Here is a 21,467-nt window from a genome sequence, read left to right on the forward strand (position 1 = left end):
CTCTTTGTTCTATTTTTTTATAAAACCTATTTACCGTTTAATAACTTCTCCAAATATTCATTTTTATCCTTTTCAGCCTGTACCAAACGTTCGTAAAGCTCAACAACTTTGTCAAGCGGATTGAATGAGCAATTATTTGATTGAATGGCTCCGTTACTATGGCTAAAGTCATTATCATAAATATTATTAAAATAATTAAAAACGGCTTCTTCCGAAAAGTTTTTAATGGCTTCAACGGTTACTCCAAGCACTTTTGCTACTTCTTTCAGTTTTTCTTCGTCTATGCTTTCGCTGTTTTCTATAGTAGAAACAGATTGTTGAGATATACCTAAAGCTTGTGCCAAAGCTTCTTGTTTCATGTCTTTTAGTTCACGAATACGGCTGATTTTTCGCCCTATATGATATGGTTTTTCTGCTATGCTCATATTCAAAGATATTTAAAATTATAAAAGAATGATCGATTTTGGTAAAAAACAAGTTCGTTTTTGTAAGATACGCTTTTCATTATTGATACAAAAATACGGTTTTCAGATGAGTATAACATGAAATAGCAGTCTACAAATTTATTTTTTACAGCTTAATCTCAAACAAACTAAAAGAGCCTTCTTTATAATGTTCCGGTAATTCACTGGTCCACTCGATGGTGCTGATGCCTTTGTAGTTAAAACCACAACTGGTGTAATACTTATTTATCCTTTCGTTACCGCTATGGGTATCAAGTCTGATGTATGATTTGTTATTCTCGCGAGCATATATTTTTGCCCATTCGATGATTTTTTTAACATACGACTGTCCTCTGAATTTTGGATTCGTTGCAATGCGATGAAGGTAAATGGCAGGATCGGCACTGGCTTCTTTCCAAATAATCAAATCGTTAAAAGTAAGCACAAAGGTACAGGCAACTTCATCTCCTTCTTTGATGATGAAGTGGCGATTTTCGGTAATTTCTTTTTCTATAAGTGTTCTCTCAAAGCCTCTCCAGCTTTTGTTGTTGACCGTTTTTTGATAAGAGGTAGCTTCATTATAAAGATCGAAAACGGCATCGATATCTTCATTCGTAGTTTTTAAAAATTCCATTATTGGGTGGTATACTGTAGATTAATGAATCCCTCAAAGGTAAATCTTTAGGAGGCGTAAAGTCCCATGAAATATCAGTTTTAACTTTTTGTATTAGTATTCAACCAGACTACATTTTGTTCGGATTGATGCTCCTGACCAATAATATCCCGATACAATTCGGGTCTCCTTGCTTTTATATAACGGTTTCCGCCAGCCTGAATGCACTTTTCAGGAGTTAATAGTGCAGTTACAAAAGAGTCTTCAAAAGAGCTGCATTCAGAAAGAATATCCCCAAAAGGATCAATAATCATCGAACAGCCATTTTTCAGCTGATCGTCGTCCATTCCAATTGGGTTCGAGAATACGGCATAAATAGCATTGTCATAGGCTCTTGCAGGAAGCCATTTCATCAGCCAGTCTCTGCCTTTCATTCCTTCAAATTCCAGTCGGAGAGAAGTAGGATCAGATTCACGGTTTTCCCACAGCTGTGGAGCAACAAATCCGGCACCTGGTCGGGTAGAAGGAGTACACATCGTAACGTGAGGCATAAAAATAATCTGGGCACCTAAAAGAGTGGTAGCTCGAACATTCTCAATAATATTGTTGTCGTAACAAATTAGAATACCACATTTCCATCCTTTAATCTCAAAGATACAGTATTGGTCGCCCGGAGTAAGGTGTGGATTGATAAACGGATGAAGTTTTCGGTATTTGGCAACCAAACCATTTCCGTCTACGCACACATAAGCTTTGAATAAGTTATCGTCTTCGTCTTTCTCAAAGAGCCCCGCCAGAATCACGATATTATGGTTTCGCGCAATTTCGGTTAATTTTGAAATGCTTTCTCCACTCGGAATTAATTCTGCCAGGTTCAGCATTTGTTCTTTTGATAGATTTCGGGCAAAAGTATAGCCCGTTACAGAACACTCATGAAACGAAATAACATCACACCCTTGGCTTGCAGCCTGTTGAGAAAGTTTTTCAATTACAGATAAGTTATAACTTTTATCGCCACTTTTGTTCTCGAACTGAGCGGTGGCTATTTTTAAATTTTTCATAATGCTTACTATTGATTGGTGGCAAAGGTAGCATCGGTACTATTTTGAAAATTGTACAAAACCGACATTCTAAAGCAGAATTGGCGGAACAGTTTTGATGAGATTATTGGTTAATTTCCCGGTATTGTTTAAGTATTCTTTTGGTGTGATTCCGGTGTGTTTTTTGAATTCCTTTATCAGATGAGACTGATCCGAAAAACCGGCATTGTAGCTAATGTTGGTGAGATTTGTATCGACTGACTTGTCTTTTAGCAGTTTTAAGAAATAATGCAGTTTGATAATATTTCCAAATTTCTTCGGATTTAATCCGATGCACTCTTTGAACTTTCTTTCTAGATGGCGTTCCGTATAACCTGTAAATTTAGCCAGTTGGTTTACATTAAAATTCCCTTTATGTGCGGTAATAAAACGAAGCGAACTTTCAATAATTAATTGGTAAGAAGCTGTTTTGTTGGAAATATAAGTGCCGAAAAAATGATTGAGAAGTTCAACTTTTTTCAGGATCGTGTAATTTTCGCGTAGCTGCTCCTGAAGAATTAAACCGTCTCTGTTAAAAATAGTATCAATAGAAACAATAGAGTCGAGAAACTCATAAGCCGGAATGCCTAACAATTGATGAATCCCGTTAGGTTGAAAAACAACAATTATAAGAGTGATTTCATGGTTGGAATAAATGTCTTTAAATCCCGTAAGTTGTCCATACAAAAAAGAATCCGGTAAGAAGCTCTGAACTTCCTGATGGTTTAGATCAGAGGTAAGATTGCCTTTTAAAGAAAACACAATACCGGTATTACCATCCGAAAACAGACGAAGCTTTTGTTCGGATACTTCTTTGGTATCTAAAAAAAGATAATGTTTAATGTAAGGTGATAATTCTACTGATGGTGAAATCTGCATTATTTAAAAGATTATGGACTGCAGTCAATTGTTGTTACTTCTTCAAAAGTCAATTGTATGAGATCATTTTTGATTTGTGAAGAATGACTTTTGATAAAATTAAGGATATTTTTTTAATTAAGATTTTAAATATTAGTTCTGTAAAGCTACTCTCACCAGCGGTAAAATACGTTCAGTAAATAAAGTATAAGCTTTGGCCGAAGGATGTAAGCCATCTGCGGCCACCAAATCAGGATTATCAAGGCCTTTGCGGGAAATATCGGTTATCGAAACAAAAACAATATTATTGAGTTTGCAGTAGCTTTCGGCAAAGGAATTGTATTGATTGATTTCGCTTGAAATTCTTTCGCCTTCTCCCTCCATTTGTATTTTGCCAAAAGGAGTATAAGCATAATCCGGAATAGAGATAACAATTATCCTTTTTTTATTGCCTTTTGCTAAAACAATTGCTTTTTCTACGAGTTCTGGAAATTCCTTCTCATAGATCGAAAAGCTTTTTCCCTGATACTGATTGTTAACCCCGATAAGAAGTGTGACTAAATCATAATTAGGATCCGGATTTTGGGTGTTTATTGCCGAAATTAAATTGGTGGTAGTCCATCCGGTAGTCGCAATAATTTTTAAAGAAAAGCTGGCTTGCGGATAAATTGCGGTTAAACTCGATTTTAACTGTTCAGGAAATCTGCACGTTTCGCAGACGCTTTGTCCGATGGTGTAGCTGTCTCCTAAAGCCAAATATTTTATGGAACCCAAAAGAGGTGTAATTGGAAAAGTAGATATTTCCGCAGTGTTTTCGTCAGAACTACAGCTTAACAGGAATATAGAGAGGATAACAATAACTATTTGTTTGAAATGCAGTTTCATAATTTTGACAAATTAATTTTCGGTTCATTTTAAACAAATAGTTACGTTAAATAACTTGTTTCGGTTTTTAAACCATTTCAGCCTTCATCAGAATTTCTTCTTCAATAGCATTCCAAAGTCCGATACGTTTTTCTAATGCCAAAATCGAAATTTCTTCCACTTCTTTCCATTTCTGAGCATCATCTTCACACAAATCAGTGATCATTTGCATTGCCATTGGTCCATGTTCATCGGCATCCAATTCGATATGTCTTTCAAAGTAATATAAAAGTTTACTTAGATCCGTTTCAGGAAGATTCTTCTGGAAGTTTTTCAGGATTGCGGTAAACATACTCGGAATCAAATCTTCTCTTCCGAAAGTAAATGCTGCCGCAATTTGATGAGGCTTTCCTTCTTCAATGACTCTAAAAGTAAAGTCCAGGAAAGCTTTTGTATCAGGATGTAAGGAGCTTTGTTTTATGGCAACAAAAATATTATGCAAGGAGTTTACTTCGGCTAAAAAGTGGTTGATTCCGCTTGTATCGGCACCACAGTCTTCCATGGCTTCAATATACATTTCGTAGTGACTTTGTCTTTTTCCATCAATACTTAAATCGGTTTCTTCTGCCAAAACGATTTCGTTGATTAAGTATCTTGTTTCAGGATTTTTTGTCGCGAACCAAGGAGTAGAAGTACAGGTAAGCTTAGATTGTAATGCTTTTAATAAGGACATAAAATCCCAAACAGCGAAAACATGAGTTTCTAAAAAACGATGTAAGTCATCGATATTTTGGATTTTATTGTATAATGAATGTTGTAGAAGTTGATCTTTTTGGGGTTGAATGCTATTGTTTATAGTTTCAATATTCATTTTCGAATTTTTTATGCAAATATAAAAAGCTTCCCGTTAAGAAGAAGCTTTTTGTATTGGTTTTGTATATATTTTAATAAATATTCATTATTTAAATGCTGGAATTCCAGTTACATCCATACCCGTTATTAGTAAATGAATGTCGTGAGTTCCTTCGTAAGTAATAACACTTTCGAGATTCATCATGTGACGCATGATCGAATATTCGCCTGTAATACCCATTCCGCCCAGCATTTGTCTGGCTTCACGTGCGATATGTATGGCCATATCGACATTGTTGCGTTTTGCCATTGAGATTTGTGTGGTTGTAGCTCTTCCTTCGTTGCGTAAAACACCCAGGCGCCAGGTTAATAACTGTGCTTTTGTGATTTCCGTAATCATTTCAGCTAGTTTTTTCTGTTGCAATTGCGTTCCTCCGATAGGTTTCCCAAATTGAATTCTTTCTTTAGAATAACGTAAAGCAGTATCGTAGCAATCCATTGCCGCTCCAATAGCTCCCCAGGCAATTCCGTATCGTGCCGAATCTAAGCATCCAAGAGGTGCGCCAAGACCGGATTTGTTAGGTAATAAGTTTTCTTTAGGAACCTTTACATTATCGAAGATTAATTCTCCGGTTGAAGAGGCGCGCAAAGACCATTTATTATGTGTCTCAGGAGTTGTAAAGCCTTCCATTCCGCGTTCAACGATTAGGCCGTGGATTCTTCCTTCTTCATTTTTTGCCCAAACAATTGCAATATCGGCAAAAGGAGCATTAGAAATCCACATTTTGGCACCATTTAAAAGATAATGATCTCCCATATCTTTAAAATTAGTGATCATGCTTCCGGGGTCAGAACCGTGATCTGGTTCAGTCAAACCAAAGCATCCCATGAATTCTCCTGTAGCCAGTTTGGGTAAATATTTCATTCGCTGTTCTTCGTTTCCATATTTCCAGATAGGATACATTACTAAGGAAGACTGAACGGATGAAGTCGATCGAACACCGGAATCTCCGCGTTCTATCTCCTGCATAATTAAACCGTAAGAAATCTGATCCAGACCTGCGCCTCCGTATTCTACCGGAATATACGGTCCGAAACCACCGATTTCTCCGAGTCCTTTTATAATTTGTGTAGGGAATGCTGCTTTTTGAGCATATTCTTCTATAATTGGAGAAACTTCTCTCTTGACCCAGGCTCGTGCCGATTCGCGAACTAATTTGTGTTCGTCTGTCAATAAGTCATCTAAGTTATAGTAATCTGGTGCTTGAAATAGGTCTGGTTTCATTTTTGATAGTTTTATAATACAAATCTACGCAATAAAAATATAACAAAATACGGTTAAATTGTTATATTTCTATAAATGGTAAAGAAGGAAAATAGTATAAACACGAATTAATTTTAGTTTATTGTGAATTTATAAGCTATTTTTGAGATTCAAAAAACGAATTGAATGAGGCTGATCATCTCTTTTATACTCTTTTTTGTTGTAAACGTCGCTGTTTCTCAGGAGAAAAAGGTTTTTACGGAACAAGAGTACTTAATATTACAAGACAAAATTCGACTAACGGCAAATGCTAATGTTGACAGTTCGATCGTATATGCTAGTCAGCTGGCAAGATCTAATAATAATAAACATCTGGCTTTTGCAAATGCTGCATTGTCTTATTTGATTCAGTTAAAAGGAAATGCAGTAAAATCTAAGGAAAAGTACCAGTTAGCCTTAAATTACTTAGATAAAATGCCGGATGATAAAGAAAAAACTCAACTTCGGTCTTATTTGTATAATTATGCCGGCTTATCAGAATGGAAAAGAGAGAATTACAGTGATGCAATCGAAAATTATCAACAAGGAATAAAACTCTCTATAAAGATTGGGGATATTATTCAAATTGTTAAGTTTAAGAGTAATATTGCGGCTATAAATGTTGCTGTAGGTAATTATAGATTAGCGATTAAGGATTTGCGGAGTCTCAATGATTTTGTGGATAAAAACCAGAGCGTTTATACCAAACAGCAGTACCTTAATAATAAGAGTAACATCAATCTTAGTTTGGCAGGATCATATGAAAGCTTTTATATGAAAGACCCTAAGAAGAAGGTTTTACTTGACTCTGCGGAGTATTTTTATCAAAAAACGATCAGTTATTCTCAAAATTTTCCGGACAATAAAATTGTGGCGAAATTAAGTTTAGGGAATATTTACGGAGAGCTGAAAGAATACAAAAATGCCGAAAAAACGTATTACGACATCATCTTTCTGGCCAATCAAAATAATATGCAGGAAATCTTATGTACTACTAATTATAATCTAGGAGACTTGTATTATAATATCAAGAAGTATGATAAGGCATTAGTGTTTTTTAAAAAATCAGATTCTATTGGCGAGATAACAAAAACCAATCAGGTAGATCATCTGAAGTCAAATTATTATCAGGCAAAGATTTATAACATACTAAAAGAGCCTGAACTGGCTTATAAACATTCAAAAATTTACCTTGATAATTACGAAAAATTGGAATCAAAATTAAATGATGAGATTCTGGAAGTAAATTATAAACTTGGAGTAGGAGATTTGACCAGTGAGATGGTTACCATTCAGGAGAAGTATAAATACGACGTTTTTCTGAATAAAGCTCTGAAGGTCTTTTATGTTGTTTTATTTATAGGGATCGTATTCTTGCTGATAAAAAACATACGGGATAAAAATAAAGCACATAAAAAAATGAATGCTTTAATAGAAGAGTTTAAAGCTAATTTAGAGAAGAAAAACGAACCTGAACCAGAGATTGCTGCTCTGGAGTCTGAGGAGTTACAACTTAAGAAAGAGAATGTCAATTTAAGTATTGATGAGGCAAAAGAGAATAAAATAGTAGAAAAATTGCTGGCTTTAGAAAGTAAACAGGAATTTTTGCACGCTGATTTTACTTTGCCTTATGTGGCTAAGAAGATAAAAACAAATACTACTTATTTGTCTTATGTGGTTAACAAACGATTTGGTAAGTCTTTTGGAGAATATTCGAATGAGTTGAAAATTAATTATGTTATTAATGAAATGATTACGAATCATATGTATCGTAAATATTCAACTCAGGCGATAGCAGAAAGTGTAGGTTTCAAAAATGCAGTGTCATTTGCTAAATCATTTCGCAAAAGAACTGGAGTGTCTCCAGCTCAGTTTGCGAATAATATTTAAATTTTTTTTTAGAGTTTTATTAAGGAATTTCGTCAGTACTTCCTTTCCCATTCCCTCTGGAAGGGTCACCGTCATCATCACCTCCAAAAATTGTTTGTTGCTCTTTTCTTGATAATTTTTCGTTTCCAAAATCTTCGAATTTTATTTTTTTAGTTTTCATTGTTATAGGTTTATTAGTTGTGTAGATCCGTTGCCATTTCCTCTATTACTATCGTTGTCACCTCCACGAACCGTTTTTTGTTCTTTTTTTGAAAGTGTATTGCTTTTGAAATTTTCGAAGTTTAATTTTTTATTTTTCATGATTTGATTTTTTTAAATGATTAATTAGATCCTTTTCCATTCCCTCTACTTGGGTCACCTGGAATAATAGATTCGTCTCCTCCCTGAACAGTTTTTTGTTCTTTTTTTGACAGTTTTTCCGATTGAAAATCTTCGAATTTTTGTGCTCGATTTGCCATGTTTATTTGTATTAGGATTATTGATATATCAAAACTATACAAAAAGGAAAACGCTTAATCGAGAATAGGGTTTTTGGGGTTTCGGACAAATTATTTTAATGATAAAATATTGATAATCAGTTGATTGTGATTTTATTCAGACTGATATAATTTATAAATTGTATGTAGTATAATTAATAAAATGTGTACTACTAGCGTTTTTTTCTCAATAAAAACAACAATCTTTGCAGTGTAATTATGATTTTAAAGACTCGAAAAGATGTTAAAACTTGTCCAAAAATTTCTACAAATAAACAAGTACTCGGAGATTAAAAATGAGTTTAAAGATTTGTTCCTTTCTCATCCAAATTATCCTAGTTTGTTTGCGATAACAGATTCTCTAGATTTACTGTCTGTAGAGAATGCTGCGATACGAGTTCCGAAAGAGCAAATAGTAGATTTGCCTTCAAATTTTTTGGCTTATTTCAAAGAAGAGTTAATATTAGTGGAAAAGGCAAAGAATTTTGTTCGAATCAATACGATGAAAAAAGGAAGTCAGAAAATGGCTTATGAAAAGTTTTTATTAGACTGGAATGGGGTTATAGTTGCAATTGAACCAAACAATGTTATAGCAAGAGACAGAATAAAAGTTGAATTCAGCTGGTTGAAATATGGTTTGCCACTTTTGTTGGTAGTTGGATTGTCATTTTTTTATAATACATACAATTTATTTAGCCTGTTTTTTTTAACAACATCAATTTTAGGACTCATTGTAAGTGTTTTCATTGTTCAGGAAAAACTGGGATTTAAGAATAGTATCATTTCAAAACTTTGCAATTTTAGTTCTAACTCTTCCTGTAGCTCTGTAATCAATAGTAAAGAGGATAATGAAAGCAAATGGATTAGCTTTCCTGACTTGCCACTAATGTTTTTTGGAGCCAGTTTGATTGCAATTCTGGTAAAACCACTGGAGTCCTCGATTTTCATAGGTTTTTTAAGCTTATTAGCGATACCCGTTATTGTGTCTTCCATTTGGATTCAAAAATTTGAAATTCAAAGATGGTGTGTAATGTGCTTAGTGGTGTCTTCTTTGATTTTTGTACAAAGTGCTATATGGTTTGCGTCAGATTTGTTTACGTTGAGTTTTGGTTTTGCGGAAATTTTTCCATTCCTGTTCTCATTGGCACTTCTTGTTCCTATTTGGGCAGTTTTGAAAACAATTATAAAAAACATCTTAGGTACTGAAAGTTCACTTAAAGAGATGAAAAAGTTTAAAAGAAATTATTCTTTATTGAACTTCTTGTCTAAAAAAGTGCCTCATATAAATGGACTTGATGATCTAAGAGGATTGCATTTTGGAAATAGAAATGCGGCCGTTAAGTTATCCGTAATCATCAGCCCTAGTTGTGGACATTGTCATAAAACATTTCAGGAGGCGTTTGATTTAGTATTGAGATTTCCGGATAAGATACACTTGAATGTCTTGTTTAATGTAAATCCTGAGAATGCCGAAAATCCATATAAAGTAGTAGTTGAAAGACTTTTAACCATAAACAGATCTACACCGGGAAAAACGGTTGAGGCTATTTCGGACTGGCATATTAAAAATATGAGTCTTAAGAAATGGTTGAAAAAATGGACTGTTGATTCTGTAAGTATGATGATAACACAGGAAATAAACAAACAATATGAATGGTGTTCTAAAAATGATTTTAATTACACACCTGTTAAGATTGTAAATGATAAAATTTTCCCGGCAGAATATGAACTAGGAGAGTTAAAATACTTTTTAAACGATTATATCGAAGAGAAGGAAGAGGTTGTTTTGGAAAAAACAGCATAGTATCTAAAGAAAGTTACAACAGACAGAAGCTTCAGCTGTCTTAAAATGATTGAAGTAGGAGTTCAAAAAACAAAAACCTTTAGTTATGTTAAAAATCATTTTAAACTTAGAAGGTGCTCAAGAGCTAAGTGCATTCGAGCAAAAAAGCATGATAGGAGGGCAGCCAATTAATCCGCCTAAAAGATGTTGCATTTGTCCGGGTAAAGGTTCGTCTACTCTTGTAACGTGTGATTCGATTTGTTCGAATGGTACAATACCGGCAGTGCTTGAGGATTGTTTATAGTCTTGTCTGATGTAAAAAATGTTTTTAGATTCATGTATAGACAAAAAAGAAGGACTCTCGGGTCGCGTTTTTGGAATTAATTATTTATAGCGTTTTAATAGAAGTACGAAATAGCCTTTTTTAGAATTTAGTCATGTTTTTTTTAATTTGTAGGCGCTCGATCGTGGAACATTGAGCAAATTTCCCCACATTGATGATTGGTGTAGGGATTCTTAGGAAATTGGTCACTGAGTTGATTTTAATTGGTTAGGGTTAACCAGTGCCATGTCCTAAAGAAATTGTATTTCTAATAGATATGTTTTTAAATACTCTAACAGAGAAGATTTGTTTCTTCTCTGTTTTTTTTTGGATTAACCCATCCTTTCGTAATGAACTTAAAGAAATCACTTGTGTCGTTTAATTGTTTAAGATGGTTAAGAATGGAAATAAGATCTTTAAATGGTCAGGTAGCCTCAAACCCCAATAAAAAAATCTTGTAAAATCCTTTTTTTTAGGATCATTGTTGTATTTTAACTATAAATCAGAAGGAAAAACAAATAATTGCGATTTTTTGGCGGATAAATATTATATTTTTGTAAGGCAGATAATGGTAAGATTGTGTGTGCATAAATGATTAACCCTAAATTAAATTGAAAAAATTCACCAATTATAAACAGGCCGATTATAAAGATTGTGGGCCGACGTGTTTAAAAATAATAGCGAAACATTACGGCAAAACAATCAACATTCAGGAGTTGAGAGACATCAGTGAAACAACTCGTGAAGGAAGTAATTTGCTTTTTTTGAGTGACGCTGACGAATAAATAGGTTTTAGAACTTTAGGTGTAAAATTAAATCTCGAGCGATTAGAAGAGGCGCCGCTTCCTTGTATCCTGCATTGGAACAAAAATCATTACGTAGTACTTTACAAAATTAAAAGAAATACCTACTATATTTCTGATCCTGCTTTTGGCTTGATCGAATACAACAAAGAAGATTTTATTAAATTCTGGATCGGAAACAATGCAGATGAATCTACTCAGGAAGGAATAGCATTATTGATTGAAGCGACTCCTAAATTTTTCCAATCTGATTTTGATAAAGAAGACAATCATGGACTCGGATTTGGGTTGTTGGCACAATACGTGCTTCGGTACAGGTCATTTCTCATACAATTAAGTATAGGGTTACTGGCCAGTAGTTTATTACAGCTTATTTTTCCGTTTTTAACCCAAAGTATTGTGGATGTCGGGATTCAAAATCAGAACATTCATTTTATTTACCTGATTCTTTTTGCTCAATTGTTCCTTTTTGCCGGAAGGACAGGTCTGGAACTTATCAGAAGCTGGATTTTATTACATCTTTCTACCCGAATAAACATTTCTCTTATTTCGGATTTTTTTATTAAATTAATGAATCTGCCCATTTCGTTTTTCGATGTAAGAATGACTGGCGACATTATGCAGCGTATTAATGACCATCGCAGAATTGAACGAATTTTGACAACATCATCTTTGAACGTCTTATTTTCTGTGATCAATATGTTTGTGATGGGAGGTGTTTTGGCTTATTTCAATCTGAAGATCTTTCTGGTGTTTTTTGCCGGTAGCTTACTTTATTTCGGATGGATTACTTTGTTCTTAAAAAGAAGAGAAGTACTCGATTACAAGCGTTTTGCAGAGGTTTCCAGTGAGCAAAACAAAGTGATGGAGCTTATCAACGGAATGCAGGAAATAAAGCTGCACAACGCCGAAAAACAAAAGCGCTGGGGATGGGAATACATACAGGCAAGGCTTTTTAGAGTTTCCATAAAAGGGCTTGTTTTAGAGCAAACACAAACTATAGGTTCTTCTGTAATTAATGAATTAAAAAATATCTTCATTATATTCCTATCGGCAAAACTGGTAATCGATGGCTCCATTACACTGGGGATGATGCTGGCAATTAGTTCGATAGTAGGGAGTTTAAACGGGCCAATTACGCAGCTTATAGAATTCGTCAGGGAGCTTCAGGATGCGAAGATATCATTGGCCAGATTGTCTGAGATTCATGAGAAAGAAGACGAAACGCAGCAAGAAGTCTATCAGACGAGTGATGTTCCTTTTGATTCGGATATTGATATTAATAACCTTTCCTATCGATATTTAGGTTCTGATATTCCTGTTCTGGAAGATCTAACACTGAAAATCCCGGCCAATAAAGTAACGGCAATAGTAGGAGTCAGCGGAAGCGGTAAAACAACTTTAATGAAGCTCTTATTGAAATTCTATGAACCTGAAAAAGGGGAAATAAACATCGGAAATGCACAATTGAAAAATATTTCGCAAAAAGCATGGAGATCCAATATCGGCGCCGTTATGCAGGAAGGGTTTATTTTTAGTGATACCATTGCTAATAATATTGCAATTGGTGTCGATAAAGTAGATAAAGAACGTTTGGTCTATGCTGCTGATGTAGCCAATATAAAAGAATACGTTTCAGGTTTACCATTAGGATACAATACCAAAATTGGTGCCGAAGGACTAGGGATGAGTACCGGACAAAAGCAGCGTTTGTTAATTGCAAGGGCTGTTTATAAAAACCCGGAAGTTTTGTTTTTTGATGAAGCTACATCGGCATTGGACGCGAATAATGAAAAAGAAATTATGCAAAAACTGGATATTTTCTTCAAAGACAAAACAGTTGTGGTTATCGCCCATCGCTTGAGTACTGTGATGAATGCAGATCAAATTGTGGTTTTAGATAAAGGAAAAATCATCGAAATTGGCAGTCATTCTGTTTTGGTAGAACAAAAAGGAAATTATTTTGAACTGGTTAAGAATCAATTACAATTAGGAAATTAAAACATGGCAGAAGATACTACATTTGAACTAAGAAGCGAAGAAGTTCAGGATATTCTAACCAAAGTACCGCATTGGATGATTCGTTGGGGAACCGTTTTGATATTTGTCATTATTGTGATGCTTTTTTTCGTGTCCTGGTTTATCAAATATCCTGATGTTGTTACTACCCAAATTGTAATTACAACCAATATTCCGCCAGAGAAGATCGTTTCGAAATCATCGGGTCGTATTGAGGCAATTTTAGTAAAAGACAAATCGATTGTTTCAAAAAACAGTACACTTGCTGTTATTGAAAACACGGCAAATTACAAAGATGTTTTTTTGTTGAAAAAAATCGTTGACGAATATAATATCAATGATCCCAAGAAAGCCTTTCCTTTCGAACTGTTGAAAAATACTCAGTTAGGAGAGATTGAAAGTGCTTTTGCTGTTTTTCAGAAAGATTATCAGGCGGAACAACTAAATAAAAATTTGCAGCCTTTTGAAGTAGAAAACCGGGCACAGGTTTCTGAAAAAATTCAGATTAAAGACAGATTGGAGATTTTGCAGCAGCAAAAAGTGATCAATGAAAGTGAACTACAGCTTCAGAAAAATGAAATGGCAAGATTTGAAACATTGTTCAATAAAGGAATCATTTCTGCACAGGAAATGGAGGCTAAAAAACTGGGGTATCTCCAGGCGCAAAAAAATTATAAAACCCTTTTGTCTTCCATTTCTCAGTTAAAGTCGGCTTTAATTACCAATACTAAATTGAGTCAGAACTCACAAATCAGCGGGACTAAAGAAGAAGTTACTTTAGGAAGAAATATGGCGCAGTCTTTTTATCAGCTTAAGAAAGTGATAAAAGATTGGGAATTGGCCTATGCTTTAAAGTCATCGGTGAGTGGGGTGGTTACTTTTTTGCAGATCTGGACAGAGAATCAAACGATCAATATTGGGGATAATGTCTTCTCGATTATTCCGGATAGCAAAAATGGTTTTGTAGGTAAGGTAAAAGCACCGGCATTGAATTCAGGGAAAATAAAAGTAGGTCAGATGGTGAACATCAGATTAGCAAATTTTCCCGACAGAGAATTTGGAGTGTTAAGAGGAAAGATCCAAAATATCTCTTTGGTTCCTGATAAAGATGGAAATTTATTGTTGGATGTAGCGCTTCCCAACGGATTGGAAACGTCCTATAAAAAGCAAATCGTTTTTCAGCAGGAAATGAAAGGAAGTGCAGAGATTGTGACCGAAGATTTACGTTTAATCGAGCGGATTTTATATCAGTTTAAGAGTCTTTTTGAGCAGGTTTAAAATTTTAAATAAAAATCTTTAGTAAGATCGATATACTGAGGAGTATAAACGTGTCGGTCCATTTCTATTGTTAATTCATCGACTTCAGGTTGTGAGGTTTCGTTACGGCTAAAAGCCAAAAGGCTACGTTTTACAACAGCTGTAGGGGTGCCTTTTACGCGCGTAATTTTGATGGGGTATAATTCTGATTCTTTGGCTAAGGCAATAAATTTTTCTTCTTCTTTAAAAGGAAGAATTATGGCAAGTATTCCATTTTCAGATAAAAGTAAATCGGCTGCTTCGACTAATTCTTCAAAAGGCATTGCGTCCTGAAAGCGCGCTAAATCTCGTTGTTCGTTTTCGCTTTTATAATCTTCGGCATAAAAGGGTGGATTCGAAACAATCAGATCATATTCGTCTTCCGGTTCTTCTATAAATTCATCCAAACCTGCATGAAAACAAAATAAACGGTCTCCCCAAGGTGAGTTTTCAAAATTTTCTACTGCTTCTTCATACGCATCTTCATCAATTTCAAGAGCGTCAATTTGTTCTGCATTTGTTCTTTGTGCCAGCATTAAAGCGATAATCCCGGTTCCGGCACCAATGTCTAAAACACTAAATGGATTGTGATTTATAGGTGCCCAAGCGCCCAGTAAAACACCATCAGTACCCACTTTCATAGCGGTTTTGTCTTGTAGAACTGAAAATTGTTTGAATTGAAACATCTTGATTTGTGATTGAAGATTAACGATTTTTAATTTCAGATGGAATAGGTAATAATGATGACAAGATTTTTAATTGCAAGAGTAATCAAGTCAGTCTAAAAATCCAGCAATCTAAGTCGGTCTAATAATCTAATTAAAGGTACATCTCCACTAAACCTTCAGGAAGATTCATGATAACCTTTTTGTTTTCACGGTCTATTTTTACAAGGAATTGATCGATCATCGGAATTAACATTTCGACTTCGCCATTCAAAACTTCAAAAAGAGGTTGTGCTGTCGTATCGTTTACGGCAGCTATTTTTCCAAAAACACCTAAACGTTGGTCTTCGATTTCAAAACCGATTACTTCGTGGAAATAAAATTTGTTGCCCGAAAGTTTTGGCAACATGCTTAAAGGAAGATAAATCGCATTACCAAGAAGGGCATCTGCATCTTCTTCTGTGTTTACATCTTCAAAACGAATTCTAAGAAAGTCGTTTTTGTGCAAAGAACTTGTTTCAATAAAAAAAGGAACCAAGTGTTTGTTGCATTCAACAAACACTGATTCCAGATTTTCGTATAACTCAGGTTCGTCCGTGTCTAAATAAGCCAGAACTTCACCTTTGAAACTAAATTTTTTAGCGATTTTACCTAAATAAAAACATTCTTCTTTACGCATTCTCGCTAGCTAAAATTATGCTTCAGTTGTTTCGTTATTCTCTTCAGTAGCAGTTTCTTCAGTTGAAGCTTCAACTTCAGCAACTTCTTCTGTAGCTTCAGCAGCAGTAGCAGCAGCAATTGCGTCAGCTTCAGCTTGAGCAGCAGCAGCTAAACGTTTAGCGTTAACTTCTTGTTCTGCTTTTAAAGCTTTAGCTTTAACATCAGCTTGTGCTTTTGATAAACCATCTTTTTTAGCATCAACTTTTCCAGTTTTAGCTTCTAACCATGCAGCTAATTTAGCGTCAGCTTGCTCTTGAGTCAAAGCTCCTTTACGGATACCTCCATCAAGGTGGTGTTTCAATAAAGCTCCTTTGTAAGAAAGAATTGCTCTAGCAGTATCAGTTGGTTGTGCACCATTGTGTAACCATTTAACTGCACTATCAAGGTTTAAGTCGATAGTTGCCGGGTTTGTGTTTGGATTGTAAGTACCGATTTTCTCTAAGTATTTACCATCTCTTTTTGAGCGTGCATCTGCAGCTACAACCCAGTAAAAAGGTTTTCCTTTTTTACCGTGTCTTTGTAATCTAATTTTTACTGACATAATCGTATGATTAAATTTTGAGGTACTCGACCCCTGTTAATTAAGGGCGCAAAGATATAATTTTTTTATGAATTATACGTTCGAAATCATATTAAATGCATTTCAGGTGTATTTCTGAGGCATTTATGTCATTTTAACTTCATTTTTTAAATAATTATCTTAATTGAGGTTATTTTTGCCTCAAATTTACTGTGATATGAAAAAAATAATTTCTTTAGTATTATTACTTTTTATTGTTTCTGCTTGTTCTGAAGATATAAAATTTAATAATCCGGCCTTCCAAAGTTTAAAAGAAAACGTGTTTTGGCGCGCTACAACCTATAATGCTTATAGCTCTGTGGGCGGCAGTATTGTTATTGAAGGTGATTTGGGATTTGAGAAAGTAGTTTTAAAAGTTCCGAATACAGGAGTGCAGACTTATGCTCTTGGACGTGACAATATCACGACTGCAAATTACACTAATACGCAGCCGTCGCAATCATACAGTTTCTCTACCGGTACGGATAGGGGGCATGGGCTAATCGTGATTACTGAGTTTAATGCCGAGAATAAAACAATTTCAGGAACCTTTAAGTTTGACGCTCTGAACGAGGATAAAAAAGATACTGAAAAGCCAAAAATTAGTTTTACCGAAGGTGTTTTTTACAAAATTCCAATTTCGGCAACATCTGAGAATTAGAAATTTAATTTGTCGTAGTTTGGTTTTATTGAGATCTATTTTTTTAAATCAAAATAAAAACATAAATAAACTAATATATAGTAGATTACAGAAAAATAAAGTTACATTTGCTACATTATTATAAATAAGTACATATGAACATTTTTGTTGGAAGCCTTCCATTCAGTATTGAGGAAGCAGATTTAAGAGAGTCTTTCGAGGCTTACGGAGCAGTAGATTCAGTTAAAATTATTACTGATAAATTTACTGGAAGAAGCAAAGGATTTGGTTTCGTTGAGATGCCAAACGATAGCGAGGCTCAAAAAGCAATTGATGAATTGAACGGAGCTACTGTTCAAGGTCGTTCAATTGTTGTTAATAAATCTGAACCAAAACCTGAAGGTGAAAGAAGAAGCTTCAATAACAACCGTGGAGGTGATTCTCGCGGAGGTTACGGAAACAACCGTGGTGGAAATGACCGTGGTGGTAACAGAGGAGGATATTAATATTTTTTTCTAAATATACAAAAGGGATCAACTTGCGTTGATCCCTTTTTTTGTTTCATGTTTTTTTGTTCCACGTTTCAGGTTTCACGTTCCAACAACCTGAAATCTGAAACTTGAAACTAAAATAAACTATAAGTTAGCTACAAGCCAGTCTCCAACTTCACTGGTTTTATAAGCTTTAGTGCCTTTTGGAGCCAGATCTTCGGTAACAATTCCCTGTTCTAAGGATTGGTTTACAACTGCTCTAATGGCTTCGGCTTCGTCTTTTAATCCGAAAGCATCTTCAAACATCATGGCGGCTGATAAAATAGTAGCCAGCGGATTTGCGATATTCAATCCTGTAGCTTGGGGGTAAGATCCATGAATTGGTTCGTAAAGAGAAGTGTGTTCTCCAACAGAAGCAGAAGGCATTAATCCCATAGAGCCCGAGATTACAGAAGCTTCATCAGTTAAAATATCTCCAAATAAATTCTCTGTAATTAGAACATCATAAGAATTAGGCCATTGAACCAATCGCATGGCAACGGCATCAACAAACTCGTAAGATACGGTAACTTCCGGATAGTCTTTTTCCATTGCCTGTACTGTTTCTCTCCATAAACGAGAAGTTTCCAGAACGTTCGCCTTGTCAACACAGCATAATTTTTTGCTGCGGGTCATGGCCAGTTCAAAGCCTTTTTTTGCCAGACGTTGTACTTCAGCTCTGGTATAAACACAATTGTCAAATGCTGTGTCACCATTATCTTTTCTTCCTTTTTCCCCAAAGTAAATCCCTCCGGTTAATTCTCTTAAAAAAACCAGATCAGTACCTTCAATTCTTTCTCTTTTTAAAGGAGAATTATCAATTAAGGATGGAAAAGTGAAGGTTGGACGTACATTCGCAAACAATCCTAATTTTTTACGCATGAGCAGTAAACCCTGTTCCGGACGTACCGGTGCACTTGGATCATTATCGTATTTTGGATGACCGATTGCGCCAAATAAAACAGCATCGGCTTTCATGCATATTTCGTGAGTTTCATCAGGATAAGGAACTCCAACGGCGTCAATTGCACATGCTCCGGTTAAGGCTGGGGTCCACGTTATTTGGTGATTGAATTTTTTTGCAATGGCATCAGATACTTTTACCGCTTCGTTTATTACCTCAGGACCAATTCCGTCTCCTGCTAAAAGGGCTATGTTTAATTTCATTCTATGTTTGTTATTTAAGGTTCTAAGGTTCTGAGTTGCTAAGGTTCTAAGATTTTTTCTAATTTAACGCATTTAGTAACTTGACGTTGTTGTTGTTGTTGTTGTTGTTGTTGTTGTTGTTGTTGTTGTTGTTGTTGTTGTTGTTTCTCAGGTTCTGAGTTGCTTGGATTCTGTTTTTTTCTCAGTTTCTTAGAATCTTAGCAACTTAGCACCTTTTATCAGGTAACTATATTAAGCATTTTTTGAGTGGCTATAATCGCTGCAACAGTCTGGTCAGAATCTAATCCTCTTGTTTTGAATTCTTTTCCGTTGTTGACCCAGGTGATGATAGTTTCGCACAAGGCATCAGAGCTGCTTCCGGGAGGGATTCTTACGGCATAGTCAATTAATTTGGGAAGTGTTAGTTTTTTGTTTTTATAAATCTTGGATAAAGCATTCATAAAAGCGTCAAACTGACCGTCACCCTGCGCATTTTCTTCGATAACTTCATCGCCGAATTTTAGGCATAAAGTCGTTGACGGGCGCATTCCTTTGGAGTGAACTAATATATAGGATTCAATTTTTATTCTTTCTTCATAAGTATGGCTGTCTAGAACATCAGAAATAATGTAGGGAAGATCTTCTTTGGTTACGGTCTCTTTTTTGTCTCCCAATTCGATGATTCTTTGTGTGACCAATTTCAAATCTTCCTGATTCAATTTTAAACCTAATTCCTGAAGATTCTTTTCTATATTGGCTTTTCCCGATGTTTTTCCTAAAGCATATTTTCGTTTTCTTCCAAAGCGTTCCGGAAGCAAATCGTTAAAATACAGATTGTTTTTATTGTCTCCGTCGGCATGAATTCCGGCAGTTTGTGTGAAAACATTATCTCCAACAATCGGTTTGTTGGCAGGAATTCTGTAGCCTGTAAAAGTTTCTACCAGTTTACTCACGGTGTACAAAGAAGTTTCCTTAATGTTGATGCTCACTTCAGGCAGGTAATCGTTTATTACGGCTACGGTACTTTCGAGTGGTGCATTTCCGGCACGTTCTCCCATTCCGTTTACGGTCACATGAAGTCCGTTGATGCCGGCTTTTATAGCTTCCATAACATTGGCAACGCTTAAGTCGTAGTCGTTATGAGCGTGGAAATCGAAATGAATTTTAGGATATCGGGCTCTGATTTTTGAAATAAACTCAAAAGTCAGTGACGGAATTAATACACCTAAAGTATCCGGAAGTAAAATTCGTTTAACAGGCTGAGTGGATAGAAAATCCAGAAATTGAAAAACATAGTCAGGAGAATTTCGCATTCCGTTGCTCCAGTCTTCCAGATAAACATTGGTTTCAATATCATTTTCCTGGGCTAAACTGATGATGTATGCGATTTCAGAAAAGTGCTGTTCAGGTGTTTTTTTTAATTGATGGGTGAGATGATTTAGGGAGCCTTTGGTCAATAAATTCTGAACTCTTGCGCCAGCTTTTTTCATCCATTCTATCGAAACGCCGCCGTCTACAAAAGCAAGAACTTCAATGCGATTGATGTATTCTTTTTCGGTTGCCCAGGTAGTGATGCTTTTTACGGCCTGAAATTCTCCTTCGCTTACACGTGCAGAGGCAATTTCGATTCGGTCAATATTTAACTCCTCCAACAGTAATTGTGCAATGGTTAGTTTTTCTGCAGCAGAAAATGATACTCCCGAGGTTTGTTCACCATCACGGAGTGTTGTATCCATTATTTCAATTTTTCTTTTTTCCATATTGATTTTCCAAATTCCTTTATACAAATAGATTGTTGTTGTGTTGTCTGGGTTTGTTTAAGTTATAAGACCCGACAGATTTAAAAAAAAACTGCCGGGTCTCATAGGACTGAACCTGATTTTTTAATAAGGAAGTTTGTCAGCAAAAGCCACAATGTCTTCTTTAATGTTTTGTAAATAATCAATATCGTCAAAGCCATTAATCATGTTGTTCTTTTTGTATCCGTTAATAGCAAATGATTCTTGCTGGCCTGTCGATAATAAAGTAATCGTTTGATTGGGTAAATTAATTTCCAGTTCTGTTTTAGGATCAGCTTCGATGGCTTTAAAAATGGTTTCGGCAAATTCAGGGCTTACCTGAACCGGAAGAACTCCAATATTTAAACAGTTTCCTTTGAAAATGTCAGCAAAGAAGCTTGAAACTACAGCTCTGAAACCGTAATCGTAAACCGCCCAGGCAGCATGTTCTCTTGAAGATCCTGAACCGAAGTTTTTTCCTCCAACGAGAATTTTTCCACTGTAAGTTGAATCGTTTAAAACGAAATCAGTTTTTGGAGTATCGTCTCCGTTGTACCTCCAGTCTCTAAACAGATTGTCTCCGAAACCTTCACGTTTAGTTGCTTTAAGAAAACGAGCCGGAATAATTTGATCGGTGTCTACGTTTTCAATTGGCAGTGGCACTGCACTGCTGGTAAGTATGTTAAATTTATCGTATGCCATTTTCTGGAATTTTAGATTTTAGGTTTCTGGATTTTAGATTTTTTTTGAAAACTTAAAACTTAGAAACTAAAAAGTTTTGTATTAAATAATGTAAGTCAATTTTATCTGAAGAGGTTTAGATCAGCA

At 35.3% G+C, this 21,467-nt stretch carries 21 protein-coding genes and 1 pseudogene; 6 read left to right on the forward strand and 16 right to left on the reverse strand.

All coding sequences use genetic code 11. The annotated features are described in order from the left end of the window. Positions 1–26: 26 nt before the first annotated feature. The 7 genes from JO950_RS07660 to JO950_RS07690 form a co-directional block, all read right to left on the reverse strand. A complete protein-coding gene (locus JO950_RS07660; protein ID WP_202702118.1) occupies positions 27–425 on the reverse strand; it encodes a helix-turn-helix domain-containing protein in 399 nt (132 codons plus the stop codon). Positions 426–570: 145 nt separating this feature from the next. Further along, positions 571–1,077, reverse strand: a complete 507-nt coding sequence (locus tag JO950_RS07665; protein ID WP_202702119.1) for a GNAT family N-acetyltransferase — start codon at positions 1,075–1,077, stop codon at positions 571–573. An 80-nt stretch (positions 1,078–1,157) separates the two neighbouring features. Beyond that, complete coding sequence (locus JO950_RS07670) at positions 1,158–2,117, reverse strand: nitrilase family protein (RefSeq protein ID WP_202702120.1); 960 nt, start codon at positions 2,115–2,117, stop codon at positions 1,158–1,160. 69 nt (positions 2,118–2,186) lie between these two features. Continuing rightward, positions 2,187–3,014, reverse strand: coding sequence for a helix-turn-helix domain-containing protein (locus JO950_RS07675; RefSeq protein ID WP_202702121.1), 828 nt, complete (start codon positions 3,012–3,014; stop codon positions 2,187–2,189). Between the two features lie 132 nt (positions 3,015–3,146). After that, a complete protein-coding gene (locus JO950_RS07680) occupies positions 3,147–3,878 on the reverse strand; it encodes an SGNH/GDSL hydrolase family protein (RefSeq protein WP_202702122.1) in 732 nt (243 codons plus the stop codon). Positions 3,879–3,945: 67 nt separating this feature from the next. Further along, on the reverse strand, positions 3,946–4,728 hold the full coding sequence (locus JO950_RS07685; RefSeq protein ID WP_202702123.1) for a DUF3050 domain-containing protein: 783 nt from the start codon (positions 4,726–4,728) through the stop codon (positions 3,946–3,948). 87 nt (positions 4,729–4,815) lie between these two features. Beyond that, positions 4,816–5,994, reverse strand: coding sequence for an acyl-CoA dehydrogenase family protein (locus JO950_RS07690; RefSeq protein ID WP_017494656.1), 1,179 nt, complete (start codon positions 5,992–5,994; stop codon positions 4,816–4,818). Positions 5,995–7,644: 1,650 nt separating this feature from the next. Here JO950_RS07690 and JO950_RS22455 point away from each other — a divergent pair. Continuing rightward, entirely contained in the window at positions 7,645–7,902 is a 258-nt protein-coding gene (locus tag JO950_RS22455) for a helix-turn-helix domain-containing protein (protein WP_369769999.1), read from the forward strand. A 19-nt stretch (positions 7,903–7,921) separates the two neighbouring features. On the opposite strand, the gene JO950_RS07700 is transcribed toward JO950_RS22455, so the two are convergent. The 3 genes from JO950_RS07700 to JO950_RS07710 are packed head-to-tail and all read right to left on the reverse strand — an operon-like array spanning position 7,922 to position 8,360. After that, positions 7,922–8,062 (reverse strand): rSAM-modified peptide, encoded by a 141-nt coding sequence (locus JO950_RS07700; RefSeq protein ID WP_202702125.1) that lies wholly within the window; start codon positions 8,060–8,062, stop codon positions 7,922–7,924. 2 nt (positions 8,063–8,064) lie between these two features. Continuing rightward, the gene (locus tag JO950_RS07705; RefSeq protein WP_202702126.1) at positions 8,065–8,202 is read right to left on the reverse strand and encodes a TIGR04149 family rSAM-modified RiPP; all 138 of its coding nucleotides are present in this window, start codon (positions 8,200–8,202) and stop codon (positions 8,065–8,067) included. Between the two features lie 20 nt (positions 8,203–8,222). Then, the gene (locus JO950_RS07710) at positions 8,223–8,360 is read right to left on the reverse strand and encodes an rSAM-modified peptide (RefSeq protein ID WP_202702127.1); all 138 of its coding nucleotides are present in this window, start codon (positions 8,358–8,360) and stop codon (positions 8,223–8,225) included. Between the two features lie 259 nt (positions 8,361–8,619). Between JO950_RS07710 and JO950_RS07715 the strand changes: the two genes are divergently transcribed. From JO950_RS07715 to JO950_RS07725, 3 genes and pseudogenes are all read left to right on the forward strand, one after another. After that, positions 8,620–10,182 (forward strand): vitamin K epoxide reductase family protein, encoded by a 1,563-nt coding sequence (locus JO950_RS07715; RefSeq protein WP_202702128.1) that lies wholly within the window; start codon positions 8,620–8,622, stop codon positions 10,180–10,182. Positions 10,183–11,094: 912 nt separating this feature from the next. Further along, positions 11,095–13,287: pseudogene (locus tag JO950_RS07720) on the forward strand (peptidase domain-containing ABC transporter). 3 nt (positions 13,288–13,290) lie between these two features. Further along, positions 13,291–14,583: an HlyD family secretion protein gene (locus JO950_RS07725; protein WP_202702129.1), complete on the forward strand. Its 1,293-nt coding sequence runs from the start codon at positions 13,291–13,293 to the stop codon at positions 14,581–14,583. Here JO950_RS07725 and JO950_RS07730 read toward each other — a convergent pair. The 3 genes from JO950_RS07730 to JO950_RS07740 form a co-directional block, all read right to left on the reverse strand. Then, positions 14,580–15,287: a tRNA1(Val) (adenine(37)-N6)-methyltransferase gene (locus JO950_RS07730; protein WP_202702130.1), complete on the reverse strand. Its 708-nt coding sequence runs from the start codon at positions 15,285–15,287 to the stop codon at positions 14,580–14,582. The genes JO950_RS07725 and JO950_RS07730 overlap by 4 nt on opposite strands. Before the next feature lie 133 nt (positions 15,288–15,420). Continuing rightward, a complete protein-coding gene (rimM, locus tag JO950_RS07735) occupies positions 15,421–15,945 on the reverse strand; it encodes a ribosome maturation factor RimM (RefSeq protein ID WP_202702131.1) in 525 nt (174 codons plus the stop codon). Positions 15,946–15,960: 15 nt separating this feature from the next. Continuing rightward, positions 15,961–16,527 (reverse strand): 30S ribosomal protein S16, encoded by a 567-nt coding sequence (locus JO950_RS07740; protein WP_202702132.1) that lies wholly within the window; start codon positions 16,525–16,527, stop codon positions 15,961–15,963. A gap of 196 nt (positions 16,528–16,723) precedes the next feature. On the opposite strand from JO950_RS07740, the gene JO950_RS07745 reads away from it, so the two are divergent. Both JO950_RS07745 and JO950_RS07750 read left to right on the forward strand, forming a co-directional pair. Further along, positions 16,724–17,206: a DUF6252 family protein gene (locus tag JO950_RS07745; RefSeq protein WP_202702133.1), complete on the forward strand. Its 483-nt coding sequence runs from the start codon at positions 16,724–16,726 to the stop codon at positions 17,204–17,206. A gap of 134 nt (positions 17,207–17,340) precedes the next feature. Beyond that, positions 17,341–17,691, forward strand: a complete 351-nt coding sequence (locus tag JO950_RS07750; RefSeq protein ID WP_202702134.1) for an RNA-binding protein — start codon at positions 17,341–17,343, stop codon at positions 17,689–17,691. Between the two features lie 129 nt (positions 17,692–17,820). Here the strand turns inward: JO950_RS07750 and leuB are convergent, their stop codons facing one another. The 3 genes from leuB to leuD all read right to left on the reverse strand — a co-directional run bounded on the left by leuB (position 17,821) and on the right by leuD (position 21,341). Next, a complete protein-coding gene (gene leuB / locus JO950_RS07755) occupies positions 17,821–18,882 on the reverse strand; it encodes a 3-isopropylmalate dehydrogenase (protein ID WP_202702135.1) in 1,062 nt (353 codons plus the stop codon). 218 nt (positions 18,883–19,100) lie between these two features. Then, complete coding sequence (locus JO950_RS07760; protein ID WP_202702136.1) at positions 19,101–20,621, reverse strand: alpha-isopropylmalate synthase regulatory domain-containing protein; 1,521 nt, start codon at positions 20,619–20,621, stop codon at positions 19,101–19,103. 123 nt (positions 20,622–20,744) lie between these two features. After that, positions 20,745–21,341 (reverse strand): 3-isopropylmalate dehydratase small subunit, encoded by a 597-nt coding sequence (leuD, locus tag JO950_RS07765; RefSeq protein ID WP_017494674.1) that lies wholly within the window; start codon positions 21,339–21,341, stop codon positions 20,745–20,747. Positions 21,342–21,467 lie beyond the last annotated feature (126 nt).

Origin of the sequence: Flavobacterium sp. UGB4466, assembly GCF_903469665.1 — a bacterium.
GTDB lineage: Bacteria > Bacteroidota > Bacteroidia > Flavobacteriales > Flavobacteriaceae > Flavobacterium > Flavobacterium lipolyticum.